The following is a 25,255-nucleotide window of genomic DNA, read 5'->3' as shown; positions in this document are numbered from 1 at the left end:
ATCAAAAAAGGCGAACCATTCACCGCATTTCCAGCGGGAGAGGGATCGCCTTCTTTCTTTTGGGAGGACCAACAGTACTGCGTGTTACAGAAACAAAAGCTGGGCACAATTCCAAATGAGTTACCGCCCTATGGATGAATCATCGCACCTGCCCGAAAGGAGAAATATGATGGGAAAGACCCAAAAACCGTTTCTGCTTGCAACCTCCCTCAGCCTGATCCTCACCGCTTGCGGCGGTACAGCGACAGAACCACCCCTAGAACAAACCACCGAACCACCAGCCCAGCAGCCAGCCGACCAGGCATCCGGGCACGTACATTGGTCATATGAAGGCGAAGGCGCTCCCGAGCACTGGGGGGACATCAGCCCTGACTATGCCACCTGTGTCAACGGTAAAGAACAATCCCCGATCAACATCGAGACGGCAAAAGTCAAGCCAACTGGTACAGGTGGCGGTCAAGCATTTACGCTCAGCTACAAGCCGACCCCTTTTACCGTCATCAACAACGGTCATACGATCCAAGCCAACCCGGAAGACCCGCATAACATCATAACCATTGACAGCGAGTCGTATCAGCTGGCCCAGTTTCATTTTCACACCCCGAGCGAGCACCAGCTCAACAGCCAGAACTTCGCGCTGGAGCTACATTTGGTCCATAAGAATGCCCAAGGCCACCTCGCCGTACTCGGTGTCATGCTCAAGGAAGGGGCTGAGAATCCGACGATTGCGAAGATCTGGTCGGGTATGCCAAAGACTGAGGACACAGAGGATGTAGAACTGGTGGAGCCGATTGATCTGAACACGTTGTTGCCCGAGGATCGGAAGTCGTTCCGTTACAATGGTTCACTGACGACGCCGCCATGCTCAGAAGGCGTGAAGTGGACCGTGCTGGAGCAGCCGATTGAGATGTCAAGGGAGCAGATTGCGGCGTATCAGGCGATTTTTCCGATGAATGCAAGACCGGTGCAGCCGGTGAAGGAGCGGGTTGTTTCTTATTGAAACAGGACATGAAAAAGGAAGATACGCAGTATGATACCGTGTACCTTCCTTCTTTTGTCCTACTGGTATTACTGGAGCCAGTTGGTAGTGCTCAGCGTGTTGGTAGCATGTCCTTTCTACTTCGATTCTCACCTGTTACGGATACCTACTTAAACGTATTGGGATCTGGATCTTCCGGGTATAACTGATCCGGCTCGACCGTATAGTAGTTCGTAAGTCCGGATGTCGGCATCAATAAGCCTGTCCAATCATGATCCGTTGTATTCAGATTATTCTCATAAATATGTACCTCATCTGTCTCATTCAAGCTGCCAAAGCTGCTGAGTACTCCCGAGTCATTGTCTCCCATCATCATACTGTTTGATTCGGTGAAGGTAAGAGTGGTGCTGTTGAACGCTTGCGTCTGGGGCATGTCCATCCACGAGACCATGCAGAATGCAGCAAGAGCGGCGAGCATAGTCTTCTTTGTGATCTTATTGCTTTTCACAATATTCACTCCCTTTCACGTAATATAACTTTTTTATATCCTATCTACAAATATACGACAAGGTACTAATGTTACAAAAATTTCGTGACAGAACAAATCTTCATCTATCGCCTGCACTCTGCTACAATAAGTTGAGAAGAATCCAGGTACGGAACAGAAAGAGAGAGTTGAACAGATGCGAATTGATCAGGATGTGCTCGATGCGTTTTTGCGGGAGGTTAAGCTGGAAGCACCCTCTCCCATCGACCCGGTCCAGGTGCGCTATGTACCGAAGCCGTGGGCGGTTGTGGGTGCAGGCAACTATGCCGGTGTCTTCGAGCATCCGGATTATCCCGATGTCGTGCTGAAGCTGTATGCGCCGGGCCGTTCCGGTTTTGAGGAGGAGCAGGAGGTATACCGACGCTTGGGCGAGTCGAAGTATTTTCCCGTATTGTATCAGGCAGGGGAGAATTATCTGGTGATCAAGCGGATGCGCGGGATTTCGCTGTTTGACTGTGTGCGCTATGGAATCCCGATCCCGGAAAATGTAATTGAGGAAGCGGAGGAAGCATTGGGCGAGGCGCGTGCCAAAGGCTTGTTCCCGCAGGACGTGCACGGCAAAAATGTGCTGATGTACCAAGGACACGCCTATATCATCGACGTGTCCGACTATCTGAACGAATCCGGCAAGCCAGATACCAAGTGGCGTGACCTGCGCAAAGCCTACTACAAGGTATACCTGCCGTTCATCAAAGACCGTGGGTGGAAAGTCCCATTGTGGATGCTCGATGGGGTACGGAAAGGCTACCGGTTTTATAAATTGATCAAGCGGACGGTCCTGGGCAAAAAGAACGATAAATAGATCGGACAAAAGATCGGACAAAAATTGTCCCAAAACAGACAGAGCAAGGTTCCTGCAAGTTGTCACTGACAGGTGGGCATGATACAATTCGTATATTGTCAATTTGGATTGTTTTGGTTAAGAGGAGGCCGGGCATGTTACTCTACTATATCGTTGCAGCGGCGATTATTTTGGTCGATCAGGTGACCAAGTATCTGATCAAGAGCAATATGGAGATTGGTGAGACGATTCCATTGATCCAGGATGTGTTTCATCTGACCTCCCACCGCAATTTGGGCGCGGCTTTTGGGATGCTCCAGAACCAGCGTCTGTTTTTTATCGTCATTACGATTGCTGTGGTAATCGGGATTATTGTCGCACTGACCCGGATGGGACGCAACCAGCCGCGCGTGGCGTGGGCGCTGTCACTTGTATTGGGCGGAGCGGTCGGCAACTTCATCGACCGTGCCACTACGGGACAGGTGGTTGATTTTCTGGATGCCCGCATCATTAACTTCCCGATTTTTAATGTCGCCGATATGGCGATTACGTTTGGTGTCGGGTTGTTGCTCTTGGATGTGTTTTTAGATTCCAAGCGGACAGCCAAGGTTGACGGAGAAGCATAAGGGCATACTACCCTTAAATCTTTTTACACAGGAGTTTTGTGATCTGATGAATGATACAGCCGTATTTGAACGTTTTGATTGGACAGTGGAGACAGAGGATAAGGGTGAGCGCATCGACAAGTTCATCACTCTGCAGAATGAAGAATGGACCCGCTCCCAGGTGCAGGCTTGGGTAAAAGAAGACCGTGTGACCGTCAATGGGGAACCGGTGAAGAACAACTACAAGGTACATCAGGATGACGAGATCACCCTTCGTGTACCACCTCCGCGCGAGCTGGAAATCAAGCCAGAGCCGATGGATTTGGAGATTGTCTATGAAGATGCTGATGTCGTCGTGGTCAATAAGCCACGCGGTCTGGTCGTGCATCCGGCTCCAGGGCATTACTCTGGGACGCTGGTTAATGGTCTGATGCATCATTGCAAGGACTTGTCCGGCATCAATGGCGTATTGCGCCCAGGGATCGTACACCGCATCGACAAGGATACGTCTGGTCTGTTGATGATCGCGAAGAACGACAAGGCTCATCTCGGCCTGTCTGAACAGCTGAAGAACCATACCGTGAACCGCAAATACGTGGCGCTCGTGCATGGCGTGATTCAGCATGAGATGGGCACCATCGATGCGCCGATCGGTCGCAATCCGAAGAACCGTCAGGAGATGGCGGTTGTTTTTGAGAACTCCAAGAATGCTGTCACGCATTTTCTCGTGATGGAGCGCTTCAAGGACTATTCCCTTGTGGAGCTGAAGCTCGAGACTGGCCGTACGCACCAGATCCGTGTCCACATGAAGTATATCGGCTATCCGCTGGTCGGAGATCCGAAGTACGGGAAGAAAGACCCGCTGATCGATCTGGATGGACAGGCGCTCCATGCCAAGACCTTGGGCTTTGTGCATCCGCGCACGGGTGAGTATCTGGAGTTTGAAGCACCATTGCCACCTGAGCTTGTGGAGCTGACCGACTTTTTACGAAAACTGTAGTTGACATGGGCTTGTACCTATGACATAATCCTATTAGCTAAAGTGAACCTTTAAATCCAGTCCCGTGAGGCTGGCAAGGACGACGGACATTCGCATATGGAAGAGTAGCAGGACATATACCGATCTGTGAGTCGGGGTCCGCTGGTTTCCGTGTACCTCTGCGTAATCCCCAAGCTTCTTGTCATGCCGACAAGAAGCTTTTTTTATGCCCTCGCGAGACGACGAACAAGCCAAGATGAGGAGGATTGTGCGGTGTCAGAAAAAAACGTGATCATGGATGAACAAGCCATACGCCGTGCCTTGACCCGGATCGCTCATGAGATTATCGAGCGCAACAAGGGTGTCGAGGACTGCGTGATCATCGGGATCAAAACGCGTGGGGAGTACATCGCCAAGCGGCTGGCAGACCGGATCGAGCAGATTGAGAGTGTCAAGGTACCGGTCGGAGAGATCGACATCACCTTCTACCGCGACGATCTGACCCATAAGGCAGAGGATGCGGTTCTGCAAGGAGCCAAGCTGCCAGAAATTACGGGAAAAACGGTTGTGCTCGTAGACGATGTGCTCTACACCGGACGCACGGTGCGAGCAGCCTTGGACGCCCTGATCGATCAGGGACGCCCGAAGATGATCCAACTGGCCGTCATGGTCGACCGTGGACACCGCGAACTGCCGATTCGCCCGGATTTCGTCGGCAAGAACGTCCCGACCTCCAAGAGCGAGATCGTCTCGGTCAAGGTCAGCGAAGTGGATCAGGCCGACGAGGTAAATATTCAACAACAGTAAAAATCAGTGGACGTCCAACTGCATATGATCCCTCTTTAACGCTAATCCTGTGAGGTTAGCAAGGGGGCAAACGAACTTCCCATAGGTGTCCGGTGCCTTGTTTGCGCATGGACATGGGAGAAGTCTGCCTCTTTGTGCCTGCACAAAGAGGTTTTTTGTTGCAACAGAGTCGGTTGAAACTGCCATACTAAGCGGAGCACCATAGAAAGAAGGGGAAACACATGGATCACAAATCCTACATCGATGTCAACGAAACTCCACATATTACCAAACTTTTCCCACTCAGCATTCAGCATCTGTTCGCAATGTTTGGCTCGACGGTACTGGTTCCGATCCTGACCGGGTTGGATGTATCGGCGACCCTGTTATCAAGCGGGATCGGTACACTCCTGTTCCTGCTCATCACCAAAGGCAAGATCCCGAACTACCTCGGCTCCTCCTTCGCCTTCATCGGGCCGATCATCACGGTCACGGCGACCTACGGAGCAGGAACGGCGCTGCTCGGTTGCCTTCTCTCCGGTCTGGTCTACATGGTGGTCGCAGCGATCGTCGCTAAGAGCGGTGTCAACTGGCTGAACCGCCTGCTGCCGCCGGTCGTGATCGCCTCGGTCATCGTCGTCATCGGTCTGAGCCTCGCAGGTGTCGCAGTCGATATGGCGACCAAGGTAACTGTCGACGGAGTATCTAAAATCTCGTTGACCTCGATCGAGCTTTCGCTGGTCACCATGATCGTCACCATCCTCGCCGCAGTCGGCTTACGCGGATTTTTCGGACTCATTCCCATCCTCATCGGTATCATCACGGGTTATGTATACACCCTGATCCGCCACCCAGAGCTGGTGGACTGGGCTTCTGTAGCAAATGCACCTTGGTTCGTCAGCTTCTCTGAGATGTACAGCCAGCACCTCAAAGTCGGTCTCGTCTTCGAGACGATGGCAAGCCCAGGCGCATGGCTCTCCGCTCTGATCATCGCACCGATCTCCTTCGTCACCTTGGCTGAGCACTTGGGTCACCTGCTCGTCACAGGCCGCATCATGAACCGTGACCTGATGAAAGAACCGGGTCTGCACCGCAGTCTGATGGGGGACGGTGTGGCGACAAGCTTGGCCGCCATCCTCGGTGGACCTCCGGCAACCACCTACGGTGAGAATATCGGGGTACTCGCCATCACCCGCGTCTACAGCCGCGTCGTCATCGGTCTGGCTGCCGTACTCGCCATCCTGTTCGCCTTCGTCGGTAAAATCAGCGCTCTCCTGATGACCATCCCGACTGCTGTACTTGGCGGTGTCTCCATCATCCTATTCGGGATTATCGCCGCACAAGGCTTACGGATGTACGTGGAAAACAGAGTCAACTTCTCAAATAAACGCAACATGATCATCGCCGCAACGATCCTGGTCACCGGGATTGGCGGATACAAAATCAGCTTTGAGGGCGTCACCTTCTGGCAATCATTCCTCACCAACCTGACCATCGACAACATCGCGTTCTCCACCTTCCTCGGCATCCTGCTCAACGCGGTGCTGCCAGGTAAGTCAGAGGCGCTGGTAGAGGCAAGCATCGACCGTCCAGAAGAAGTGTAAGTTGGTATACAAAAGGGAGGAGATTCTTATGGAAAACAAGCACCTGCTAGGCATCAAAGGCATGAGCAAGGAACAGATCGAAGCGATTTTGGACAGAGCAACGTACTGGGCTGACCGTCCTAAACAACAGGCGGACATCCTGCAAGACCGATTTGTGGCGAACCTGTTTTTTGAGCCGAGCACCCGCACCCGCTGCTCGTTTGAAGTGGCGGAAAAACGTCTGGGCGCCCATGTGCTGAACTTCGCAGCCGAATCTTCTTCTACCACAAAAGGGGAGACGATCTACGACACGATCCGCACACTCGAATCGATGGGCGTAGAGGCAGCGGTGATTCGCACCAGCCAGAATGGGTTGTTCGATGAACTCAAGGACAAGGTCAGCATGCATCTCGTCAACGCAGGGGAGGGCACAGATGAACACCCGACCCAATGCCTGCTCGATTTGCTCACCATCAAGCGGCAGTTCGGCAAAATCGCAGGCTTGCGCATCGCCATCATCGGGGACCTGCGCCACAGCCGCGTGCTTGGCTCCCATCTGCATGCCTTGCCGACGCTCGGTGCAGAGCTGGTGCTGGCTGGCCCGCCAAGCATGATGCGCCCGGCAGAAGATCTGCCGACAGGTGTGCGCGTAGTTGGCATCGACGAAGCGATTCAGAGTGCAGACGTCGTGATGATGCTCCGTGTACAGCTGGAGCGTCACAACGAAGCGCTGTTCTCTTCCCAAGAGGAGTACCACCAAGCATATGGTCTCACCCTTGCACGCGAAAAAATGATGAAAAAGGATGCGGTGATCATGCATCCAGCGCCATTCAACCGAGGCGTAGAGATCGACAGCGCACTGGTTGAGTGCGAGCGCTCCCTGATTTTTACACAAGTATCCAATGGTGTCGCAGTACGCATGGCCGTACTCGAAGGACTGATGAACGGAGGAGTTAAGACATGGGAACCATTCTTAAAAACGGCAAGCTTCTAGATGAATCAGGAGCACTGATCACGAAAAGCATTTTAATAGAAGATACACGCATTGTGAAAATTGCGGACGAGATCGAAGCAGGTGATCACGAGGTCATCGAGCTGGACGGAAAATTCGTCTCCGCAGGCTTCATCGACATGCACGTCCACCTGCGCGAGCCGGGTTTTGAGGCAAAAGAAACCATCGCGACAGGTGCTGCCTCTGCAGTACGCGGCGGCTTCACCACCGTAGCTTGCATGCCAAATACCCGCCCGGTGATCGACAGCGTGGAGACGGTCGAGTACATCCTCGGCAAAGCAAAAGAAGCAGGGAAGGCCCGGGTGATCCCATACGGCTCGATCACCGTTCGCGAGCTGGGGAAAGAACTGACCGACTTCGCAGCGCTCAAAGCAGCAGGCATCTGCGCCGTCACCGACGATGGCGTAGGGGTACAGGCGACAGGCATGATGCGTCAAGCGATGGAGCTGGCAAAAGAACACGGTCTCTCCGTTGTCGCTCACTGTGAAGACGAAGAACTGGTCATCCCAGGCACCGCTCTGCACGATGGTGTAACCGCGAAGCGCCACGGGTTGCAAGGCATCCCATCCGCTTCTGAATCTGTCCATGTAGGCCGTGACATCCTGCTGGCTGAGATGACAGGTGTCCACTACCATGTCTGCCACATCAGCGCGAAGGAATCGGTCCGCCTCGTCCGCGACGGGAAGCGCGCAGGCGTCAACGTCACCACAGAGGTCAGCCCGCATCACCTGCTGCTCTGCGACGAGGATATCCCAGACAGCCTCGATGCCCGCTGGAAGATGAACCCGCCGCTTCGTAGCCGTGAAGACCGCGAAGCGCTCATCCAAGGTCTCTTGGACGGAACGATCGACATCATCGCCACCGACCATGCACCGCACACCGAGGAAGAGAAGGCAAAAGGCTTGGAGCGCGCGCCATTCGGTATCGTCGGATTGGAGACAGCCTTCCCGCTTCTCTACACCCATTTTGTGGAGAAGAATATTTTCTCCCTGGCCTTCCTGATTGAGAAAATGACACAAAAACCGGCTGAAATCTTCGGCCTGCCATATGGAAGACTGACCGAGGGCGCGATTGCGGACATCACTGTGATCGACCTGGAGACAGAAAAAGAAATCATTCCAGATGAATTCGCCAGCAAAGGACGCAACACCCCATTTGCCGGCTGGAAGTGCAAAGGTTGGACCGCATTGACACTGGTAGACGGCAAGGTAGTCTATCAGGCACCTGCACAGGTAGAAGCGTAAGACACCCAAGAATCGCAAAGTTCGTTAAGTACGAGTGAGGAGGAAACAAGATGCGAGCAAGATTGATCTTAGAAGACGGAACGGTATGTGTGGGTAAGGCGTTCGGCGCGGCCACAGAAACGCTGGGTGAAGTGGTGTTTAACACCGGATTGACCGGTTATCAGGAGGTACTGTCCGACCCATCCTACTGCGGTCAGATCGTCACCATGACCTACCCGCTGATCGGTAACTACGGCGTGAACCGCGACGACTTTGAGGCGGTGCGTCCCTTCATCCATGGCTTCGTGGTACGCGAACATTGTGATACACCAAGCAACTGGCGCAATACCCAGACCCTCGATGAGCTGTTGAAAGCCTACGAGATCCCAGGCATCTCCGGTGTCGACACCCGTATGCTCACCCGCAAAATCCGTCACTACGGAACCCTGCGCGGCATGATCACCACCAATGACACACCAGCAGAAGAGCTGATCGCCTCTCTCAAGGAATCCAGCCTGATGATCGATCAAGTCTCCCGCGTCTCCACCAAGAGTGTGTTTAGCGCACCAGGTACAGGCGACCGCATCGTACTGGTGGACTTCGGCTCCAAGCACGGAATCCTGCGTGAGCTGACCAAGCGCGGCTGCGACGTCGTGGTTGTACCGTACAATGTGACAGCCGCAGAGATTCGCCGCCTCCAGCCAGACGGAATCCTGTTATCCAATGGCCCTGGCGACCCGAAAGATGTACCACAAGCCATCCAGATGATCAGCGAAATCCTCGGGGAGTACCCACTGTTCGGGATCTGTCTGGGTCACCAGCTGTTCGCACTCGCATCCGGTGCTGACACCGAGAAGCTCAAGTTCGGACACCGTGGCGGCAACCACCCGGTAAAAGAACTGACCACCAACCGCACCTACATCACTTCCCAGAACCACGGCTACGCGGTGAAAGAAGACTCCATCGCAGGCACTGGTCTGGAAGTTACCCATATCGCGCTCAACGACAATACAATTGAAGGCTTGAGCAACCAAGCAAAACGTGCTTTTTCTGTACAATACCACCCAGAAGCGGCACCGGGTCCATACGATTCCGGCTATCTGTTCGATCAGTTCCTAGAGATGGTGGCGAAAGCGAAGGGAGAGAAGAAACATGCCTAAACAACAAGACCTGAAAAAAATCCTCGTAATCGGTTCCGGACCAATCGTCATCGGACAAGCAGCTGAGTTTGACTATGCGGGTACACAAGCCTGCCAAGCTCTCAAAGAAGAAGGCATGGAAGTGGTGCTGATCAACTCCAACCCAGCGACCATCATGACCGACACCAACATGGCGGACAAGGTCTATATCGAGCCGATCACCCTCGAATTCGTCTCCCGCGTCATCCGTCAAGAAAAACCAGACGGCATCCTTCCGACCCTCGGCGGTCAGACAGGTCTGAACATGGCTGTCGCACTCGCAGAAGCAGGCGTACTGGAGCAGGAGAACGTCAAGCTGCTCGGTACCAACCTCGCTTCGATCAAGCAAGCAGAAGACCGCGAGCTTTTCCGTGACCTGATGCGCGAGCTGAATGAACCGATTCCTGAATCTATCATCTGCAGCACGGTACAAGAAGCGGTTGATTTTGCCAACGAGATCGGGTACCCAATCATCGTACGTCCTGCATACACGCTCGGCGGTACAGGCGGCGGGATCTGCGATGACGAAGAGACCCTGCGCGACATCGTGGCAAGCGGCCTCAAGTACTCTCCAATCACCCAATGCCTCATCGAAAAATCGATTGCAGGTATGAAAGAAGTCGAGTACGAAGTGATGCGCGATGCCAACGACAACTGCATCGTCGTATGTAACATGGAAAATATCGACCCGGTCGGCGTACATACCGGAGACAGTATCGTTGTGGCGCCAAGCCAAACCCTGTCTGACCGTGAGTACCAGATGCTCCGCTCCTCCGCACTCAAAATCATCCGTGCACTCGGCATCGAAGGCGGCTGTAACGTCCAATACGCACTCGATCCATATAGCTTCCAATACTATGTCATCGAGGTAAACCCACGCGTATCCCGCTCCTCAGCGCTTGCATCCAAAGCAACCGGCTACCCAATCGCGAAGATGGCAGCGAAGATCGCAATCGGTTACACCCTCGACGAGCTGAAAAACCCGGTAACCGGTCAGACCTATGCTTGCTTCGAGCCAACCCTCGACTACGTGGTAAGCAAAATCCCACGCTGGCCGTTCGACAAGTTCGAATCTGCCAACCGCCGTCTCGGTACACAGATGAAAGCAACGGGCGAGGTCATGGCGATCGGCCGTACATTTGAAGAATCCATCATGAAAGCTATCCGCTCCCTTGAGGTAGGCAGCTACCATCCAGAGGTTCCATACGCACCGGAGATTCCGCAGGACGTGCTGGAGCAGCGCCTCGTACAAGCCGATGACGAACGTCTTTTCCTCCTGATGGAAGCATTCCGCCGCGGCATGACCATGGAGCGCCTGCACCAACTGACCAAAATCGATTATTTCTTCCTTAATAAATTGCAAAATATCGTAGCGATGGAACGCAGCCTCCAAGACATCGGCATGAGCGAAGAGACCCTGTACGAAGCAAAACGCATGGGCTTCACCGACCGCAAAATCGCCGAGCTGACCAAGAGAAGCGAAGACGACATCCGCAGCGAGCGCAAGTCACTTGGCATCATCCCGGTATACAAAATGGTAGACACCTGCGCAGCCGAGTTCGAAGCACAGACCCCATACTACTACTCTACCTATGAGCAAGAAGACGAACGCTTTGAGACTGGCAAAAAACGCGTCATCGTGCTTGGCTCCGGCCCAATCCGCATCGGACAGGGGATTGAGTTCGACTATGCAACCGTCCACGCTGTCTGGGCCCTGAAAGAAGCAGGCTACGAAGCGATCATCGTCAACAACAACCCAGAGACCGTATCGACTGACTTCAACACCTCTGACCGACTCTACTTCGAGCCACTCTACATCGAAGACGTGATGAACATCATCGACGCAGAAAAGCCAGAAGGCGTCATCGTGCAGTTCGGTGGACAGACCGCGATCAACCTCGCTGACAAGCTCGAAAAACGCGGTGTCAAAATCCTCGGTACGTCACTTGCCAACATCGACGCGGCAGAAAACCGTGAAAAATTCGAAGCGCTGCTGCAAAGCCTCAACATCGCCCAACCGCCAGGCAAAACGGTTACTTCCGTAGAAGAAGCGGTAGGTGTAGCAGAGGGCCTCGGTTTCCCTGTACTGGTTCGTCCATCTTATGTCCTCGGTGGCCGTGCGATGGAGATCGTGTACAACCAAGACGAACTTCTCTCTTATATGAAGCAAGCGGTCAAAGTCAACCCAGAGCATCCGGTACTGATCGACCGTTATATGCTGGGTACAGAAGCAGAGGTAGATGCGATCTGCGACGGCGAAAACGTGCTGATCCCAGGCATCATGGAACACATCGAGCGCGCAGGTGTCCACTCCGGTGACTCCATCGCGGTCTACCCGCCACAATCCCTGTCCAATGAGATCAAGCAAGAGCTCATCGAGATGACCACCAAGCTGGCCACTGCGCTTCAGATCAAAGGTCTGTTGAACATCCAGTTCGTCATCTACAAAGACCGTCCATACGTGATCGAGGTTAACCCGCGCTCGTCCCGTACCGTGCCATTCCTCTCCAAAGTAACCGGCATCCCGATGGCGAACATCGCGACCAAAGCGATTCTTGGACACAGCATCCCTGAGCAAGGTTTTGAGACAGGTTATCACCCAGAGGAAACGATGGTATCGGTCAAAGTCCCAGTCTTCTCCTTCGCGAAGCTGCGCCGTGTCGACATCACGCTCGGTCCTGAGATGAAGTCCACCGGTGAGGTTATGGGCCGCGAAACCACCCTGGCAAAAGCCCTCTACAAAGGTCTGATCGCCGCAGGCATGAACATCCCGACACACGGCTCCCTGCTGGTCACTGTCGCAGATAAGGATAAAGAAGAAGCACTCAGCATCGTCCGCCGCTTCTCCGCAATCGGCTTCAAGCTGATGGCAACAGAAGGCACTGCTGGCTACCTCGAAGAGAACGGCCTGAAAGTAAGCCGTGTGCAAAAGCTCTCCGAAGGCACGCCAAACCTCTTGGATGAAATCCGCACAGGACATGTCAATATCGTCCTCAACACCCTGACCAAAGGCAAAACACCGCAACGCGACGGCTTCCGTATCCGCCGTGAAGCAGTAGAGAACGGTGCCGTATGTCTCACCTCACTCGACACCGCAACCGCGCTTCTGCACGTACTGGAGACGATCACCTTCTCCACCGAAGCGATGCCACAGCAGCGTTTTGGCCGCGAATTGGTGACACAATAACCAGACTGGGAGAACAGGGAGGCCGGACACATGTCTGATCGAGCAATGACGGAGAATTTTTCCGAACGAATCATCCTCGCCCTTGATTTTCCCCATATGACTGAGATGGAGCGCGTCCTGTCCTCACTTAGAGGGCAGGTGCGCTACGTCAAGGTAGGTATGGAGCTGTTCTACGCAGCAGGGCCGGGCATTATCACCGAACTGAAAAACCGTGGACTCAACGTCTTCATCGACCTGAAAGTCCACGATATTCCGAATACCGCAAAAGGCGCTGTACGCAGCCTCGCCAGCCACGGTGCTGATATGATCAATGTCCATGCCGCAGGTGGTGTGGCGATGATGGAAGCAGCCCGCGAAGGCTTGGAGCAGGGTCTTACCGCAGGAGCCACCCGTCCGCTGCTCATTGGGGTGACGATGCTCACCAGCACCAGTCAACAGACGATGAACCAGCAGATCGGAATCCCTGGCACGGTGGAGGAGACCGTCACAGCTTATGCCAAGCTGACGGCCCAAGCTGGTCTGGACGGTGTCGTTGCTTCCCCGCTGGAAGTACCGTTGATCAAGGAAGCGGTCAGCCCAAGCTTCATCACCGTCACACCAGGCATCCGTCCCAAAGGCACAGATCAGGGCGACCAGACCCGGATCACCACACCAGAGGATGCACTCATCCGTCTTGGCAGTGACTATATCGTGATCGGACGCGCCATCACCGCAGCTGCTGACCCGAGTGCAGCATGGGAGAACATGATGGAGCAACTTAAGAGGGGAGAGACCACAGCGTGACACAATCCACGACAACCACAGCCAAAAAAATCGCCAGCCAGCTTCTCGAGATCGGTGCGGTACATCTGCGCCCTGACCAGCCATTCACATGGACGTCTGGGATCAAATCCCCGATCTATTGCGATAACCGCATCACCATGTCACACCCAGCCGTCCGCCGTGAGATTGCCCAGGCTTTTGCCCAGACGATCCGCGAGCGCTTCCCAGAAGCACAGGTGGTGGCAGGAACCGCGACAGCAGGCATCCCGCACGCTGCATGGGTAGCCGAAATCCTCGACCTGCCAATGATCTACGTCCGTGACAAAGCCAAAGGCCACGGCCGCCAGAATCAGATCGAAGGCCGCCTCGAAGCCGGACAGAAGGTTGTCGTTATCGAAGACCTGATCTCCACTGGCGGAAGCTCGCTTAAAGCCGCACAGGCCGTGCAGGCAGAGGGTGGCGAGGTGCTTGGCGTCGTCGCGATCTTCTCCTACCAGTTCCCAGACGCTGAAGCGCTGTTTACCGAGGCGGGTGTACCTATGACCACCCTGTCCCACTACACCGCCTTGCTCGAAGCGGCACAGGAATCCGGGGTCATCACCGCTGATCAGGTGCAATTCTTGTCCAAATGGAGAGAACAACCCAAGACTTTCTATAACGAAATGTAGCAAAATCTACTAGGCATCTTTCTCTTACTGAGAAGGATGCCTATTTTTTATACCAATCTTATAGATTTCCGCGCTTGCCTTCTCACTCATCCCACCTACCTCCCATAGATTAGACATTGTGAAGAGTGAGCTTATGGGATATAAGAACCTTCTTTTAATACGGATAAAGAGGTGCAACGATGACCCTACTTAACAACGATTGGCAAGACATGTTTGAAGAAGTGAAGCAATGGCATCAAAAAGGAATCGAAGGCGATAAAGAAGCTGTCAAGCAGGCCAGCAGCCTCATGGCCAAAATCCGCCTGAAGGTGTTCAATAACACCCTGGTGGATGCCTACCACGGCAGTATTCAAGCCCTGCAAGCCCGTGACCTGATCAGCCCGATGGACCGCTTGGATAAAGCCAACAAGGGCCTAAAAGCACTCGATAGGGCTGTGGCAAAAGAACCAGACAACCAAGAAATCCGTTTCCTCAGAGGCAACGTGGCCTTCAACCTGCCGGAGATGTATTTTCACCGCAATAAAACAGCGGTCGAGGATTTTGAATTCCTGATTGCTCTCTATGAAAAAGATTCGAAAGCGTTCGCCAAGGAAACGTATTGGAAGCTCCTCTATAAACTCGGCGCCGCTTATAAAAATCTCGAAAAAGAAACGGAAGCCAAAGCCGCCTGGCAAAAGCTATTAAGCAAAACGACCGACACCGGCTACAGAAAACTGCTCCAAGATGAGGGAATCTTTTAACGGATAAAAGAGAGGGGGAGCAAGGGTGATCCGTAGACGTAAACGCACAGCAAGCAATTCTTCCAAGAAAAAACAGGCAAGTAAGAAGTCGAAGCAGCCGCAACTGAGCGTAACCCCGGATGCCAAGATCAAATCGACCACCAAAGCAGAGTCCCAGAGCAAAGCGGGGGGCAAGCGAAAAAGAGGACTCGGTCTTGGGCGCAGAAGCCGACTGGCCAGCAAAATCAGAGAGGTTCTGCTTGATTCATCACCAACCCAATCGCAGAGTCAGAGTGAACCCGCCGGTCTTGCACGCGGCTCAGGCTCAGCGCAACGCTTCTATGAGGAAGCGGTCAAAATCCACCAACAGGCTGTAGACGGAGACCGGGACGCGGTGCAAAAAGCGCTGGGAATGTTTGAACAGCTTCACCGCAAAAGCCCGAACAACAACCTGATCAAAGCATACTTAGGCAGTTCCATCGCCATGCTTGGCCGCGATGAGTCCAATCCGATCGAGCGGTTCCAAAAAGCGATCAAGGGTCTCAAGCTGCTCGACGAGGCCGTGGCAGGCTCACCCGATGACGTCACGATCCGCATGATGCGCGGTCATGTCTCCTACTATCTGCCGGAAAACTATTTCCACCGCACCAATACCGCCATCGAAGACTTTTCCTATCTGGCATCTCTGTACGAGACGGACGGGAGTGCTTTTTCGCGTGAAGCGTATTGGAAGCTGCTCTACGATCTCGGTCATTCCTATAAGCGGATTAACCGGGGGCAGGATGCGGAGAACACATGGGAGAAGCTGCTTGCGGTGGCGGGAGATGACAAATACAGCCGCCTGATCAACCGTGAGCGGCAGAATGCAGCCATGGCCGCCAAGGAAGCCGAGGAGAGAGCGGCACGCAAGGCAGAGCAGGCGGACCGAAGTCCCAATGCCAGCAGCCAAGCAAACTCCACATCCAAAGCACCTGACATCAAAATCGATCTGCCCGGTGAAGGTCTGGCCGAACAGATTATCGACTATATCGACGTCGTCGTGCCCAAGGATGCGCTGAAGCTCTACCACCGTGCACTCGGCGGTGACCGCAACGCGATGAATGAAGCCGCTGACCTGTTCTCACGCCTAAGCGAAGCAGAACCGCGCGGCTTGATGTACAAAGCGTATCAGAGCGATCTTGAGTCGATGCTCGGCAGCACCGCCAACAACACCTTTGAGATGTTTGGCAAGGGGATCAAGGCGATGAAAGATCTGGATAACCTGGTCAATGCCCAGCCGCACAATATCGAGCTGCGCCTGATCCGAGGCAACCAGAGCTACCGTCTGCCGGAATCGTTCTTCCACCGCAGTGCGACGGCGATCGAGGATTTTGAGTACCTGACCCAGCGTTATCAGGAGAACCCGTCTATTCTGTCCAAGGATACCTACTGGGATGTCCTCTACAAGCTCGGCGAAAGCTACGAGCGCCTGCATATGAACGAAGAGGCTGAAGCCACCTGGAAAAAGCTCAAATCCCAAAACCCAAGCAACGAGATCAAGCTGCGGCTCATGACCAAATTCGAGAATCTGCGCGATCTGGTCAGCGGTCACCTCTCGATGGATAACCTCGATGAAGCGATGAGTCGGGGCAAGATGCTCCACGACATGGCGGTCAAAGGCAACCGCCAAGCGACCAAACTCTCCTTTGAGCTGTGGGAGCGTGCCTTCCGCGCCTACCCAGACAGCACCGTAGCAGAAGCCTATTACGGCTCTAGCATGGCGCTCAAGGGACGCGATGCCCAAGACCCGCAGGAGATGTTCGGGATGGCCTTCCGTGGACTCAAGCATGTCAACAACGCCGTTGCGCTTGACCCTGACAACTGGGAGCTTCGCGTCCTTCGCGGATACTTTTATTACTCCTTGCCGCCAGCCTTTTTCCACGTCACCGAGAAGGCGATCAAGGATTTTGAATATCTCAAAAATGCCTACGAAGAAAACCATAACCTGTATGACACATCGCTCTACCACCAAATCCTGATGGACCTCGGTTTCTGCTACGACCGCAGCTATAACAAAGACCGGGCACAGCAGCTCTGGCGCAAACTGATTCAAGAGACCAGCGATCCATCCTTTAAGCAACAACTTTATGCGAGGGGGATCAACGTAGAATGAAATCAAAGTTTGTCAAAAAACTGAGAGCTTTGACCATTCCCAAGGTGCTTGAAAAGTATTTTTCCGGACCTGATCATCCCGACGTTGCACCACTCGAAGTACTGAAGGAGTTTCAATTCGAGGCGCTGCAGGAAATCGTCACCCGCGCCTATGAAAAAGTCCCCTTTTACCGCGAAAAGATGGAGGCGGTCGGCTTCAAGCCAGAAGACCTGAAGACACTGGCTGATCTCGACAAGCTACCCTTCCTGACCAAAGATGAGCTGCGCGGCAAACCATGGGTGCTCTTGGCCGTCGACAAGTCAGAAGTTGCCCTCGTGCAAGTTTCCACTGGGACGACAGGCGGCGAAGAAATCTACATGATGTATACATGGAACGACTACTACGTCCACGACCTCGCACCGACCTATGGCAACCTGTTTCCGATTGAGCAGGAGGATATCTGTCTCAACGGGTTGCCGTATGAGATGAGTGCGGCGGGTCTGGCGTTCCACAAGACCTTCATGGAAGGCGTCAGCGCGACCGTCATCCCAACCGGGAAAGGCGGGGCTTATTCGACCCCGGAGAAGACGGTCAAGATGATGCGCGACCTCAAGCCCAATATCATCATCACCAGTCCGTCCTGGGCGATCATGCTGGCCGAGACCGCAGAAGAGGCAGGCTTTGACCTCAAGAGCCTCAACCTCAAAAAGATGTACCTGACTGGCGAAGGCTGCTCACACGCATTCCGCCAGCGCGTGGAAAAAATCTACGGGGTCACCGCTAACTTTTTCTACGGCTCTCTGGAGTGCGGGGTGCTTGGGATCGAGTGCGACAAGCATGACGGCTACCATGTCGCCGAAGGCCACGCGATCATGGAGTTCATCGATCCCAAAACCGATGAGGTGCTCGAACCGGGCGAAATCGGCGAGATCGTCGTCACCCCTGTCGTGCGCTTCGACAGCCCGATGCTCCGCTACCGGACCAAGGACCTTGGCTATCTGGAGACCAATCCATGCTCCTGCGGTGTCACCATGCCGAAGTTCTACCTGCGCGGCCGTCTCGTCGACCAGATCGAGATCATGGGGGCATCCCTGTCGCCGTACTATCTCGAAGAATTCCTCATGCGCATCCCAGAGGTGGGCAACTGGTTTGAATTCGTCATTAGAGACGGAGTGGATTCGCTCAAGGTCCGCTGTGAAGCAGCCAAAGGAGTGACCCCATCCGACGAGCTGGCAGAGCAGCTGGCGAGCAAGATGGAGTTCGGGGTGGGCGTTCCGTTTGAATTCGAATTCGTTGACAAAATGCCGCGTCCTACCGGTAAAACGATCCGCGTCGTACATGAATAGGAGGAGGTGCTTCGCATGATCATTGATGCACATGCTCATATTTCCAATACGGATTACGGCAATCTGACGCTTTATCTGCAACAGCTCAAAGAAGCAGGCATCGATCAGGGTGTCGTCGTACCCGGCGCGATGCTAGACGTCCGCAAAATGACCGACTACATCACCGGACGCGCCAAGCCGGAGAATCCGGTACCCGATAACGACTACATCCAGACCTCATTTGGCGAGCAGGAGGCCCTGCATGGCTTCGTCTGTATCAATCCGCATCAGGCTGATGCCATGGAGATCCTGGAAAAGGCGGCACAGGCGGGCTTCCGCGGACTCAAGCTCTCCCCGATGAGCCACGAGTTCTCCTTTGCCAGCAAAATCGTCAATGCCTTGGCAGAACGCTGCGGTGAACTGGGCTTCCCGATGTATACCCATGTCCTCTACAATCCAGGTGCCTCCACGCCCAAATTCGTCCAGCTTGCCAAAAACCACCCCAAAACCAACTTCATCATCGGTCACATGGGCTTTGGTCCGGCCGATCAGGAAGCGGTGGAGGCGGCGGTCAGTCTGGAGAACTTTTACTTGGAATCGTCACTCGGGAACTACCTGCACTTTGAAGAAGTGGTGAAACGGGCAGGGGCGACCAAGCTGATCTTCGGCTCTGAGTTCCCGCTGTCCCATCCCGCGATCGAAGTGCAGAAAATTCATATGCTTCACGTAACAGACGGGGAGAAGGAACAGATCCTCGGCGGCAATATCAAAAACTTGCTTCACCTGCCCTAGACAAAAGGGGAGGACGCCATGGACGCGCATGCCAGACTCTACGCGTTGCAAAAGGTTTTGGCGCACAGCAAGTCGTCTGCCTTTTACCGCCAACGGATTCCGGATGCCCCCATCGAATCGCTTGCCGACTTCCGACAGATCCCGCTCCTCACCAAGGATGATGTGCGCAGCCAGTCGCCTTTTGGTCTGGTCTGCGCCCCACGCGAGCGCCTGTTTCAGTACCACGAATCATCGGGCACCACAGGCACTCCCTCCTCTGTCTGGTTTACCAAAAGGGATCTGGCGCAAATCCACCAGCGAATCAGCCGATGCGGCGTCCAGTTCACTCCACAGGATATTGTTTTGATCCGTTTTCCCTACGCGCTCTCTACGATCTCTCACATGATGCACCAGACTGCCCAGATGCAGGACGCTTGTGTCGTACCTGCTGACAGCCGCACTACGATTACGCCGCTTCCCAGTGTCGTGCGGATGCTCAAGCAGCTTCAGGTAAGTGTGTTGTGCTGTCTGTCGCTTAATGCGGTGATGATCGCGGAGATGGCTGAGATGCTGGGATATGACCCCAAGGCTGATTTTCCCTACCTGCGGGCGATCTGTACGGCAGGGGAGCCGCTTAGTCCGGCCCGCCGCCGGCTGCTCACCGATATCTGGGGTGTCCCTGTCTACGACAACTATGGGATGACCGAGACAGGAACGATCATGGTAGAGTGTGAGCACCATCAGGCACATATTTTTGATGATCTCTACCATATCGAGGTACTTGCCGATGATCTGACGACCGAAGCCGCACCCGGTGAGATTGGCCATCTCGTCATCACTACGTTACAGGAGCGGGCCACCCCGATGATCCGCTATCTGACAGGTGACCGAGTCCGGCTCATCCATCAGCCATGTGCTTGTGGGGAACCGACCACACTGCACGTCTATGGACGCAGTGCAGATACCCTGACGATCCAGGGCGGCCAGCTCGATCTGTGGCACTTGGAGGAGATCGTCGGTCATCTGCCCTGCCGCAGATTCTGGGCGGTCGCACCGACAGCGGCGGGCCTGCATTACCTCGTGGAGCAGGAGCGGGAGGGGGTCACTATCCCGACGGATCTGAAAGCCAAGCTGGAACAGACCTATCAGATCGCGCTTACCATCGAGCTGGTCCCCAAAGGTACGCTGTATGACCGCCGCGAACCGATGTCGTTTGGCATGGCGGGCAAACCGAAATATATCTGCACGCCCGATGAAATCACAAACCTCAAAGCCTGAAAGGAGCATCAATTCATGAGTAAACAAAGAGAAATTTGGTTTGATGGGAGAGGGCTATCGGTTGAGAACATGGATGTGTGGAGCGTGATCAACCATTCCACGATCGACAAGATTATCGTTACCCCAACCCAGCGCAGTGAAGGGTATTTCCCGCAAAAGACCCAGTTCATCACCGCCATCGAAACCGATGAAGATCTGGCAGGTGTACCGGCAGGAGAGACCGTCTTCTCCGGCAACCAGCCGCTTCTCGAGAAAGCACAGCGCACAGGCTACAAAACCGGGATCTTTTTCAAAGTAGATGACCGCGAGCAGATGGAGCAATGCTGGAGAGACGCATCCAAATTCGACTACGCTGCCGTAGACTTCAATCTCCCAACCAACATCCCGCTTGAGCTGATCATTGCCCGCCTCGATGAGACCAACACCGTGCTGTTGCGTCTGGTCAACTCCTTCAACGAAGCAGAGGTTGCCTTCGGTACGCTGGAAGTGGGCAGTGACGGTGTACTCGTCTCCACGACAGACGCCAAGGAGATCGTCAAGCTCGTCGAACACCTGCAAAAAGGCGATCTGCCCAAGCTTGACCTGCAACCCATGGTCGTCACGGAAGTCACCCATGCTGGGATGGGCGTCCGCGCTTGTATCGACACCACAGGCATCATGACCCAAGACGAAGGCATGATCATCGGTTCTACCTCTGGCGGCGGTGTGTTCGTCTGCTCTGAGACTCACTATCTGCCGTATATGAACCTGCGTCCGTTCCGGGTCAATGCAGGTGCCATCCACTCATACTGCTGGCAGCCGGACAACAATGCCGAATACCTCTCTGACCTGCGTGTCGGCTCCAAGGTCCTCTGTGTCAACACCAAAGGGGAAACCAGAGTACTTACCGTAGGCCGCATGAAAACCGAAGTGCGCCCGCTACTCCTCATCAAAGGTCTCGTCGGCAACCGTGAGCTCAATGTCATCGTACAGGACGACTGGCACATCCGCGTGATGGGGGCAGACGGTAAGGTGCGCAACGCTTCCATGATCCGCCCAGGTGACGAACTGCTTGCCTACATCTGCGACCCGGGCCGCCACGTCGGCATCAAGGTCAACGAGACGATCATCGAAAAATAGTGACCATCAGGAGGTTATCCCCTCATGGAAGGTAAAGTCAATCGCCTGAAACGTCTGTACAATCATACAGATAAACTGTTTGTCGTACCGATGGATCACGGCATCACACTCGGGCCCATTCCTGGGATCACTGACATCGAGCAAGCCATCTCCGCAGTATTTGACGGCGGTGCCGATGCCGTGGTCCTGCACAAAGGACTCGTGCGCTATTATAACAACATCCTCACACCCGCCTCAGGCGAGCTGATCATCCACGTATCTGCCTCTACTGAACTCTCTCCTCATGCCAACCGCAAAGAACTCGTCGCCTCCGTCGAACACGCCGTCCGCCTGGGCGCCACCGCCATCTCCACTCACACCAACATCGGTGCTCACACCGAACCCGAAATGCTCAAAGACCTCGGGATGATCGCCGAAGAGTGCGACAAATGGGGCATGCCGCTGCTCGCCATGATGTATGTGCGCAACGGTAACAAGCAGGACGAATTCAGCCCCACCCGAATCGCCCTCGCTGCCCGTGTCGCCGAAGAGCTGGGAGCCGATCTGGTCAAAGTCAACTACACCGGTAGCCCCGACACCTTCGCCGAAGTCATCAGTGGCGTCAAAATCCCAGTCCTCATCGCAGGCGGTCCCAAAATGGATTCCACCCAAGACGTCCTCACCATGATCGAAGACGCCGTCCGCGCCGGTGCCAATGGCATCTCCATCGGCCGCAACGTCTTCCAACACGCCAATCCAGCAGATCTGTCGGCAAAAATCCGCCGCATCTTAAGCTAGGCAGGGCATGAGCCTTGACCATAGATATCCCATAAGGAAAGGAGGTGTTCCTTATGGATAAGAAGCAGCTCATGGAAATGAAAGAGTACATGGAAGCATTCCAAAAGAAAATCACTGACGCCCGCAACAGCGGCCAATCCGGCGACAAAATCAAAGCAGCCGTTATGGAAATGCTCGAGCATTTCAGCAAAATGAACAACTTCGCTGGCAAAGACGGCGCCAAAATCGACATGTCTCAATTCTTCAACAAGATGCCAGGAAAAGCTGACAAGAAGTAACTTGTAAGTAATCCACCAGCGACCAGCAATAGAGAGCAGCAGAGGGAGAGATCCTTTGCTGCTCTCTTTATTTTTCGTTCTTTGCAAGGGGAGAGCAGGTGCTCCGTTGCTTCGCCTTCTTGAAATCCCCCGAAGGGAGATGGACTGTCCGCTCCACAAAAATCAATGGTGACGTTCGGGCAAAAAGGGTTCGCCGAAGCAAACTCGTACGAAGGGGTTTGCCCTTGGCGGATTCGAAGAAGCCGATTCACCATTGCTTTTTGCTCCGCTATGTTGGGATTCCAAACAGGCTCGCAACGGAGCACCTGCTCGCTACCATCTCATTAAAAGAAGAAACAAAAAAAGCAGAGGAACCAATCCTCTGCCTAATACCAAACAACTCTACGAAATATTTCACCTGCCCAGAGCAAAACAGACAAGGCCCGTCAGCAACCGTCCTTTTTCTTTTTCCTTCCCACAGGAGGAGAAGTACACCCGGACGAGAGCGAGAGGAGGATCTGTTTGTAAGGCGACCGGCCCCGCAGGGGGAAAGGCAACTGGAAAACAGGTCCTCCTCTCGCTCTCCCCCAAGCACGTATCATCCACCCCTACTTTACCAACTGACGATACATATAAGCCATGGCAACGCGCCAAGGCAGAATCATCCCATATGCAAGGATAAAGAACAATCCCGCTGTTTGCAGAGGTGTAAACACATCCCCCATCACCAGCTTAATCACAAACCGGATCACAAACAGCCCAAGCAATATCCCAATAAACGCCTTGGAGCTTTTCAGATAAATCTCCTTACCCTTCACCTCAAACTTCGAAGACAATATCAACGGAATCGAAAAGATCACCCCGACAAAAAAGGCAACCAAATCATAAGAAGCCGGGAGGGCAAAGCCAGGGAAGTGAAACATCGCGAACCCCGTGCTCATCATCACAGGCGGAATAATAATGTTGCGAAAAGAAACCGGTCTCTTAGCCGCACGCATCCGGTACAGGATCAAGGTGCTGGCCATAAACAGCCCGACCACGCTGCCAACCACACCGATGACGGCAGGGTCTATTTGGGTTACCCATTCTATCATGCTACTCATGCTACGACTCCTTTCCTTTGCAGCAGCACAGCACGCTCTATCGTTTCATCATTCGTTACGATGAGTCATTTAGAACAAAGAGATGTCCTATTCTTTAAGTGTACACAATCCACCTGCCGATATTCCAGATGATTTTGTTACAAAATAAGATCATCTAAGGAAAACTCCCCTCCAGCTGACAGGTCGTTGTCAACGAAGGGGAGCGGGGGCCGTGTATTATGCTGTTTTTGCTTTTGGTTCACTTACCTGACGCACATCGAGAGCGTGGCGGCGGCCATAGCTGAGGGAGACGATCCCGACGATGATCGTGACCACACAGAGCGTGAACATATACATGCCGATTCCCATAAAATCAAGACCAGCCCCTGTCAATAGGAGTGAGACTTGGAACCAGACGCGGTCCAGCATGTTTTTAAAGGAGAAGAAGCGTCCGCGCGCATTCTCCGGCAGTTGCTTTTGGAAGATGGTGGAGTTCATTGGAACCATGAATCCAAATGATATCCCAAACACCGCAAAGGAAATCAGCAGGCTGACCACGTTCATCGAGACTGACATTCCGAATTGGGCCAGACCAAGCACGAAGACGAACAGGGTAGAGACAGCAACCAGATTTTTGTTGCCGACCCAGCGCTTCGCCATCAGACCTGCGAGCAGGACACAGGTTCCTTCTACCGTATAGATCCAGCCGGTCAGCTGTGGTGCATGCAGGTGCTCACTAAAATTAATAACCAACAGGTTGAAGCCCCCGACAAAGAAGGAAAGCATCATGGAGTTGAACAGACCGATAAAAATCGCCGGTTCCGACCGTACCATGCCAAACACTTCGCGGAACCGCACCTGTTCGGATTGGGCTTTTGATTTTCGCTCGATTTTCGGAATCTGAATGGGAGAGATTAAGAAAGCAAGAATAACGTAAGAGACCAGTGTAATCATGTACAAGGTCATCAGATCCATCATCGTCACCAGAAGACCCCCGAGAGCCGTACCGCCGATCCGAGAGAGCGTGACTGCATTCATATAGATGCTGTTGGCCCGTAAAAGCTCTGTCTGCGGCACAATCGAAGGAATCGAGGCTTGCGCCGAGGGGATGTAGAAGGTCGCCGCCATCTGGATAAAAATCGTTGATACAACCATCCAGCTGATCGAATCGTAGGCAATCGCGAAGAACATCGAGGTCGGCGCCAGACATCGGATCAAGGTGGCGTAAAAGAGGATTTTTTTCTTATCGAAGCGGTCGATCAACTCACCTGCTTTTGGAGAGATCAGCAGGCTCACGAAGAGTCCTACCATCAAGATGAGCGCTTTCAAAAAATCAGAAGGAACGAGATGGGTTAAAAAAGCCAGGTTGGCAATGATCCCAATCCACATGCCCGTTCCGGCAACAACTTCACCAGTCATAATCAGGACGAAAGATTTATTTCGTAACAGAATATGAATCACTCCCCCTATAAAATTTTCTCTATCTCTACTAAAGTAGTACCGAAA

At 53.7% G+C, this 25,255-nt stretch carries 23 protein-coding genes; 20 read left to right on the top strand and 3 right to left on the bottom strand.

Annotated elements, in window-relative coordinates; translation table 11 throughout:
- Positions 1-169: 169 nt before the first annotated feature.
- Positions 170-1,000 carry a carbonic anhydrase gene (locus tag FGI41_RS09645; RefSeq protein WP_255298406.1) on the top strand — a complete coding sequence of 277 codons (831 nt, stop codon included), beginning with the start codon at positions 170-172 and terminating at the stop codon, positions 998-1,000.
- A gap of 145 nt (positions 1,001-1,145) precedes the next feature.
- Here FGI41_RS09645 and FGI41_RS09640 read toward each other — a convergent pair whose 3' ends face one another.
- Positions 1,146-1,487, bottom strand: a complete 342-nt coding sequence (locus FGI41_RS09640) for a hypothetical protein (RefSeq protein WP_139489901.1) — start codon at positions 1,485-1,487, stop codon at positions 1,146-1,148.
- Between the two features lie 175 nt (positions 1,488-1,662).
- Between FGI41_RS09640 and FGI41_RS09635 the strand changes: the two genes are divergently transcribed.
- The 19 genes from FGI41_RS09635 to FGI41_RS09545 all read left to right on the top strand — a co-directional run bounded on the left by FGI41_RS09635 (position 1,663) and on the right by FGI41_RS09545 (position 22,688).
- On the top strand, positions 1,663-2,328 hold the full coding sequence (locus FGI41_RS09635) for a serine/threonine protein kinase (RefSeq protein ID WP_139489899.1): 666 nt from the start codon (positions 1,663-1,665) through the stop codon (positions 2,326-2,328).
- A 134-nt stretch (positions 2,329-2,462) separates the two neighbouring features.
- Positions 2,463-2,933, top strand: coding sequence for a signal peptidase II (gene lspA / locus FGI41_RS09630; RefSeq protein WP_139489897.1), 471 nt, complete (start codon positions 2,463-2,465; stop codon positions 2,931-2,933).
- A 46-nt stretch (positions 2,934-2,979) separates the two neighbouring features.
- Positions 2,980-3,912 (top strand): RluA family pseudouridine synthase, encoded by a 933-nt coding sequence (locus FGI41_RS09625; RefSeq protein ID WP_139489895.1) that lies wholly within the window; start codon positions 2,980-2,982, stop codon positions 3,910-3,912.
- Positions 3,913-4,164: 252 nt separating this feature from the next.
- Entirely contained in the window at positions 4,165-4,698 is a 534-nt protein-coding gene (gene pyrR / locus FGI41_RS09620) for a bifunctional pyr operon transcriptional regulator/uracil phosphoribosyltransferase PyrR (RefSeq protein ID WP_139489893.1), read from the top strand.
- Between the two features lie 221 nt (positions 4,699-4,919).
- Positions 4,920-6,281, top strand: a complete 1,362-nt coding sequence (locus FGI41_RS09615) for a solute carrier family 23 protein (RefSeq protein ID WP_139489891.1) — start codon at positions 4,920-4,922, stop codon at positions 6,279-6,281.
- 28 nt (positions 6,282-6,309) lie between these two features.
- Positions 6,310-7,254, top strand: coding sequence for an aspartate carbamoyltransferase catalytic subunit (locus tag FGI41_RS09610; RefSeq protein ID WP_139489889.1), 945 nt, complete (start codon positions 6,310-6,312; stop codon positions 7,252-7,254).
- Entirely contained in the window at positions 7,221-8,516 is a 1,296-nt protein-coding gene (gene pyrC, locus FGI41_RS09605) for a dihydroorotase (RefSeq protein ID WP_139489887.1), read from the top strand. Before FGI41_RS09610 ends, pyrC begins: the two co-directional genes overlap by 34 nt.
- A gap of 50 nt (positions 8,517-8,566) precedes the next feature.
- Entirely contained in the window at positions 8,567-9,655 is a 1,089-nt protein-coding gene (locus FGI41_RS09600) for a carbamoyl phosphate synthase small subunit (RefSeq protein WP_139489885.1), read from the top strand.
- Entirely contained in the window at positions 9,648-12,860 is a 3,213-nt protein-coding gene (gene carB / locus FGI41_RS09595; protein WP_139489882.1) for a carbamoyl-phosphate synthase large subunit, read from the top strand. Before FGI41_RS09600 ends, carB begins: the two co-directional genes overlap by 8 nt.
- 30 nt (positions 12,861-12,890) lie before the next feature.
- Positions 12,891-13,643, top strand: a complete 753-nt coding sequence (gene pyrF / locus FGI41_RS09590; protein WP_139489880.1) for an orotidine-5'-phosphate decarboxylase — start codon at positions 12,891-12,893, stop codon at positions 13,641-13,643.
- Positions 13,640-14,290, top strand: coding sequence for an orotate phosphoribosyltransferase (pyrE, locus tag FGI41_RS09585; RefSeq protein WP_139489878.1), 651 nt, complete (start codon positions 13,640-13,642; stop codon positions 14,288-14,290). The genes pyrF and pyrE overlap by 4 nt, the downstream gene beginning before the upstream one ends.
- 179 nt (positions 14,291-14,469) lie before the next feature.
- Complete coding sequence (locus tag FGI41_RS09580) at positions 14,470-15,030, top strand: tetratricopeptide repeat protein (RefSeq protein WP_139489877.1); 561 nt, start codon at positions 14,470-14,472, stop codon at positions 15,028-15,030.
- A 25-nt stretch (positions 15,031-15,055) separates the two neighbouring features.
- Positions 15,056-17,161 (top strand): tetratricopeptide repeat protein, encoded by a 2,106-nt coding sequence (locus tag FGI41_RS09575; protein WP_139489875.1) that lies wholly within the window; start codon positions 15,056-15,058, stop codon positions 17,159-17,161.
- Positions 17,158-18,486 carry a phenylacetate--CoA ligase family protein gene (locus FGI41_RS09570; protein WP_139489873.1) on the top strand — a complete coding sequence of 443 codons (1,329 nt, stop codon included), beginning with the start codon at positions 17,158-17,160 and terminating at the stop codon, positions 18,484-18,486. The genes FGI41_RS09575 and FGI41_RS09570 overlap by 4 nt, the downstream gene beginning before the upstream one ends.
- Positions 18,487-18,501: 15 nt before the next feature.
- Positions 18,502-19,257, top strand: coding sequence for an amidohydrolase family protein (locus tag FGI41_RS09565; protein ID WP_139489871.1), 756 nt, complete (start codon positions 18,502-18,504; stop codon positions 19,255-19,257).
- An 18-nt stretch (positions 19,258-19,275) separates the two neighbouring features.
- Positions 19,276-20,514 carry a phenylacetate--CoA ligase family protein gene (locus tag FGI41_RS09560; protein ID WP_139489869.1) on the top strand — a complete coding sequence of 413 codons (1,239 nt, stop codon included), beginning with the start codon at positions 19,276-19,278 and terminating at the stop codon, positions 20,512-20,514.
- 15 nt (positions 20,515-20,529) lie between these two features.
- The gene (locus FGI41_RS09555) at positions 20,530-21,633 is read left to right on the top strand and encodes a 3-dehydroquinate synthase II domain-containing protein (RefSeq protein ID WP_139489867.1); all 1,104 of its coding nucleotides are present in this window, start codon (positions 20,530-20,532) and stop codon (positions 21,631-21,633) included.
- A 24-nt stretch (positions 21,634-21,657) separates the two neighbouring features.
- The gene (locus FGI41_RS09550; RefSeq protein ID WP_139489865.1) at positions 21,658-22,410 is read left to right on the top strand and encodes a 2-amino-3,7-dideoxy-D-threo-hept-6-ulosonate synthase; all 753 of its coding nucleotides are present in this window, start codon (positions 21,658-21,660) and stop codon (positions 22,408-22,410) included.
- Between the two features lie 53 nt (positions 22,411-22,463).
- Positions 22,464-22,688, top strand: coding sequence for a hypothetical protein (locus tag FGI41_RS09545; protein WP_139489863.1), 225 nt, complete (start codon positions 22,464-22,466; stop codon positions 22,686-22,688).
- 587 nt (positions 22,689-23,275) lie between these two features.
- Here the strand turns inward: FGI41_RS09545 and FGI41_RS09540 are convergent.
- Positions 23,276-23,770 (bottom strand): CcdC family protein, encoded by a 495-nt coding sequence (locus FGI41_RS09540; protein WP_438358017.1) that lies wholly within the window; start codon positions 23,768-23,770, stop codon positions 23,276-23,278.
- Positions 23,771-23,986: 216 nt separating this feature from the next.
- Positions 23,987-25,210, bottom strand: a complete 1,224-nt coding sequence (locus FGI41_RS09535) for an MFS transporter (protein ID WP_255298405.1) — start codon at positions 25,208-25,210, stop codon at positions 23,987-23,989.
- Between the last annotated feature and the right edge of the window lie 45 nt (positions 25,211-25,255).

This window comes from Brevibacillus dissolubilis (genome assembly GCF_006170445.1).
Lineage (GTDB): Bacteria > Bacillota > Bacilli > Brevibacillales > Brevibacillaceae > Brevibacillus_B > Brevibacillus_B dissolubilis.
The sequence above is the reverse complement of the archived record's forward strand: the minus strand, read 5'-3'. Positions and strand labels throughout refer to the sequence as shown.

Bases quoted from the DNA above. Each gene is read 5' to 3' on its own strand.
- FGI41_RS09645 (WP_255298406.1), top strand. From the start codon at position 170: ATGGGAAAGACCCAAAAACCGTTTCTGCTTGCAACCTCCCTCAGCCTG.
- FGI41_RS09635 (WP_139489899.1), top strand. From the start codon at position 1,663: ATGCGAATTGATCAGGATGTGCTCGATGCGTTTTTGCGGGAGGTTAAG.
- lspA (WP_139489897.1), top strand. From the start codon at position 2,463: ATGTTACTCTACTATATCGTTGCAGCGGCGATTATTTTGGTCGATCAG.
- FGI41_RS09625 (WP_139489895.1), top strand. From the start codon at position 2,980: ATGAATGATACAGCCGTATTTGAACGTTTTGATTGGACAGTGGAGACA.
- FGI41_RS09615 (WP_139489891.1), top strand. From the start codon at position 4,920: ATGGATCACAAATCCTACATCGATGTCAACGAAACTCCACATATTACC.
- FGI41_RS09610 (WP_139489889.1), top strand. From the start codon at position 6,310: ATGGAAAACAAGCACCTGCTAGGCATCAAAGGCATGAGCAAGGAACAG.
- pyrC (WP_139489887.1), top strand. From the start codon at position 7,221: ATGGGAACCATTCTTAAAAACGGCAAGCTTCTAGATGAATCAGGAGCA.
- FGI41_RS09600 (WP_139489885.1), top strand. From the start codon at position 8,567: ATGCGAGCAAGATTGATCTTAGAAGACGGAACGGTATGTGTGGGTAAG.
- carB (WP_139489882.1), top strand. From the start codon at position 9,648: ATGCCTAAACAACAAGACCTGAAAAAAATCCTCGTAATCGGTTCCGGA.
- pyrF (WP_139489880.1), top strand. From the start codon at position 12,891: ATGTCTGATCGAGCAATGACGGAGAATTTTTCCGAACGAATCATCCTC.
- FGI41_RS09580 (WP_139489877.1), top strand. From the start codon at position 14,470: ATGACCCTACTTAACAACGATTGGCAAGACATGTTTGAAGAAGTGAAG.
- FGI41_RS09570 (WP_139489873.1), top strand. From the start codon at position 17,158: ATGAAATCAAAGTTTGTCAAAAAACTGAGAGCTTTGACCATTCCCAAG.
- FGI41_RS09565 (WP_139489871.1), top strand. From the start codon at position 18,502: ATGATCATTGATGCACATGCTCATATTTCCAATACGGATTACGGCAAT.
- FGI41_RS09560 (WP_139489869.1), top strand. From the start codon at position 19,276: ATGGACGCGCATGCCAGACTCTACGCGTTGCAAAAGGTTTTGGCGCAC.
- FGI41_RS09555 (WP_139489867.1), top strand. From the start codon at position 20,530: ATGAGTAAACAAAGAGAAATTTGGTTTGATGGGAGAGGGCTATCGGTT.
- FGI41_RS09550 (WP_139489865.1), top strand. From the start codon at position 21,658: ATGGAAGGTAAAGTCAATCGCCTGAAACGTCTGTACAATCATACAGAT.
- FGI41_RS09545 (WP_139489863.1), top strand. From the start codon at position 22,464: ATGGATAAGAAGCAGCTCATGGAAATGAAAGAGTACATGGAAGCATTC.
- FGI41_RS09540 (WP_438358017.1), bottom strand. From the start codon at position 23,770: ATGAGTAGCATGATAGAATGGGTAACCCAAATAGACCCTGCCGTCATC.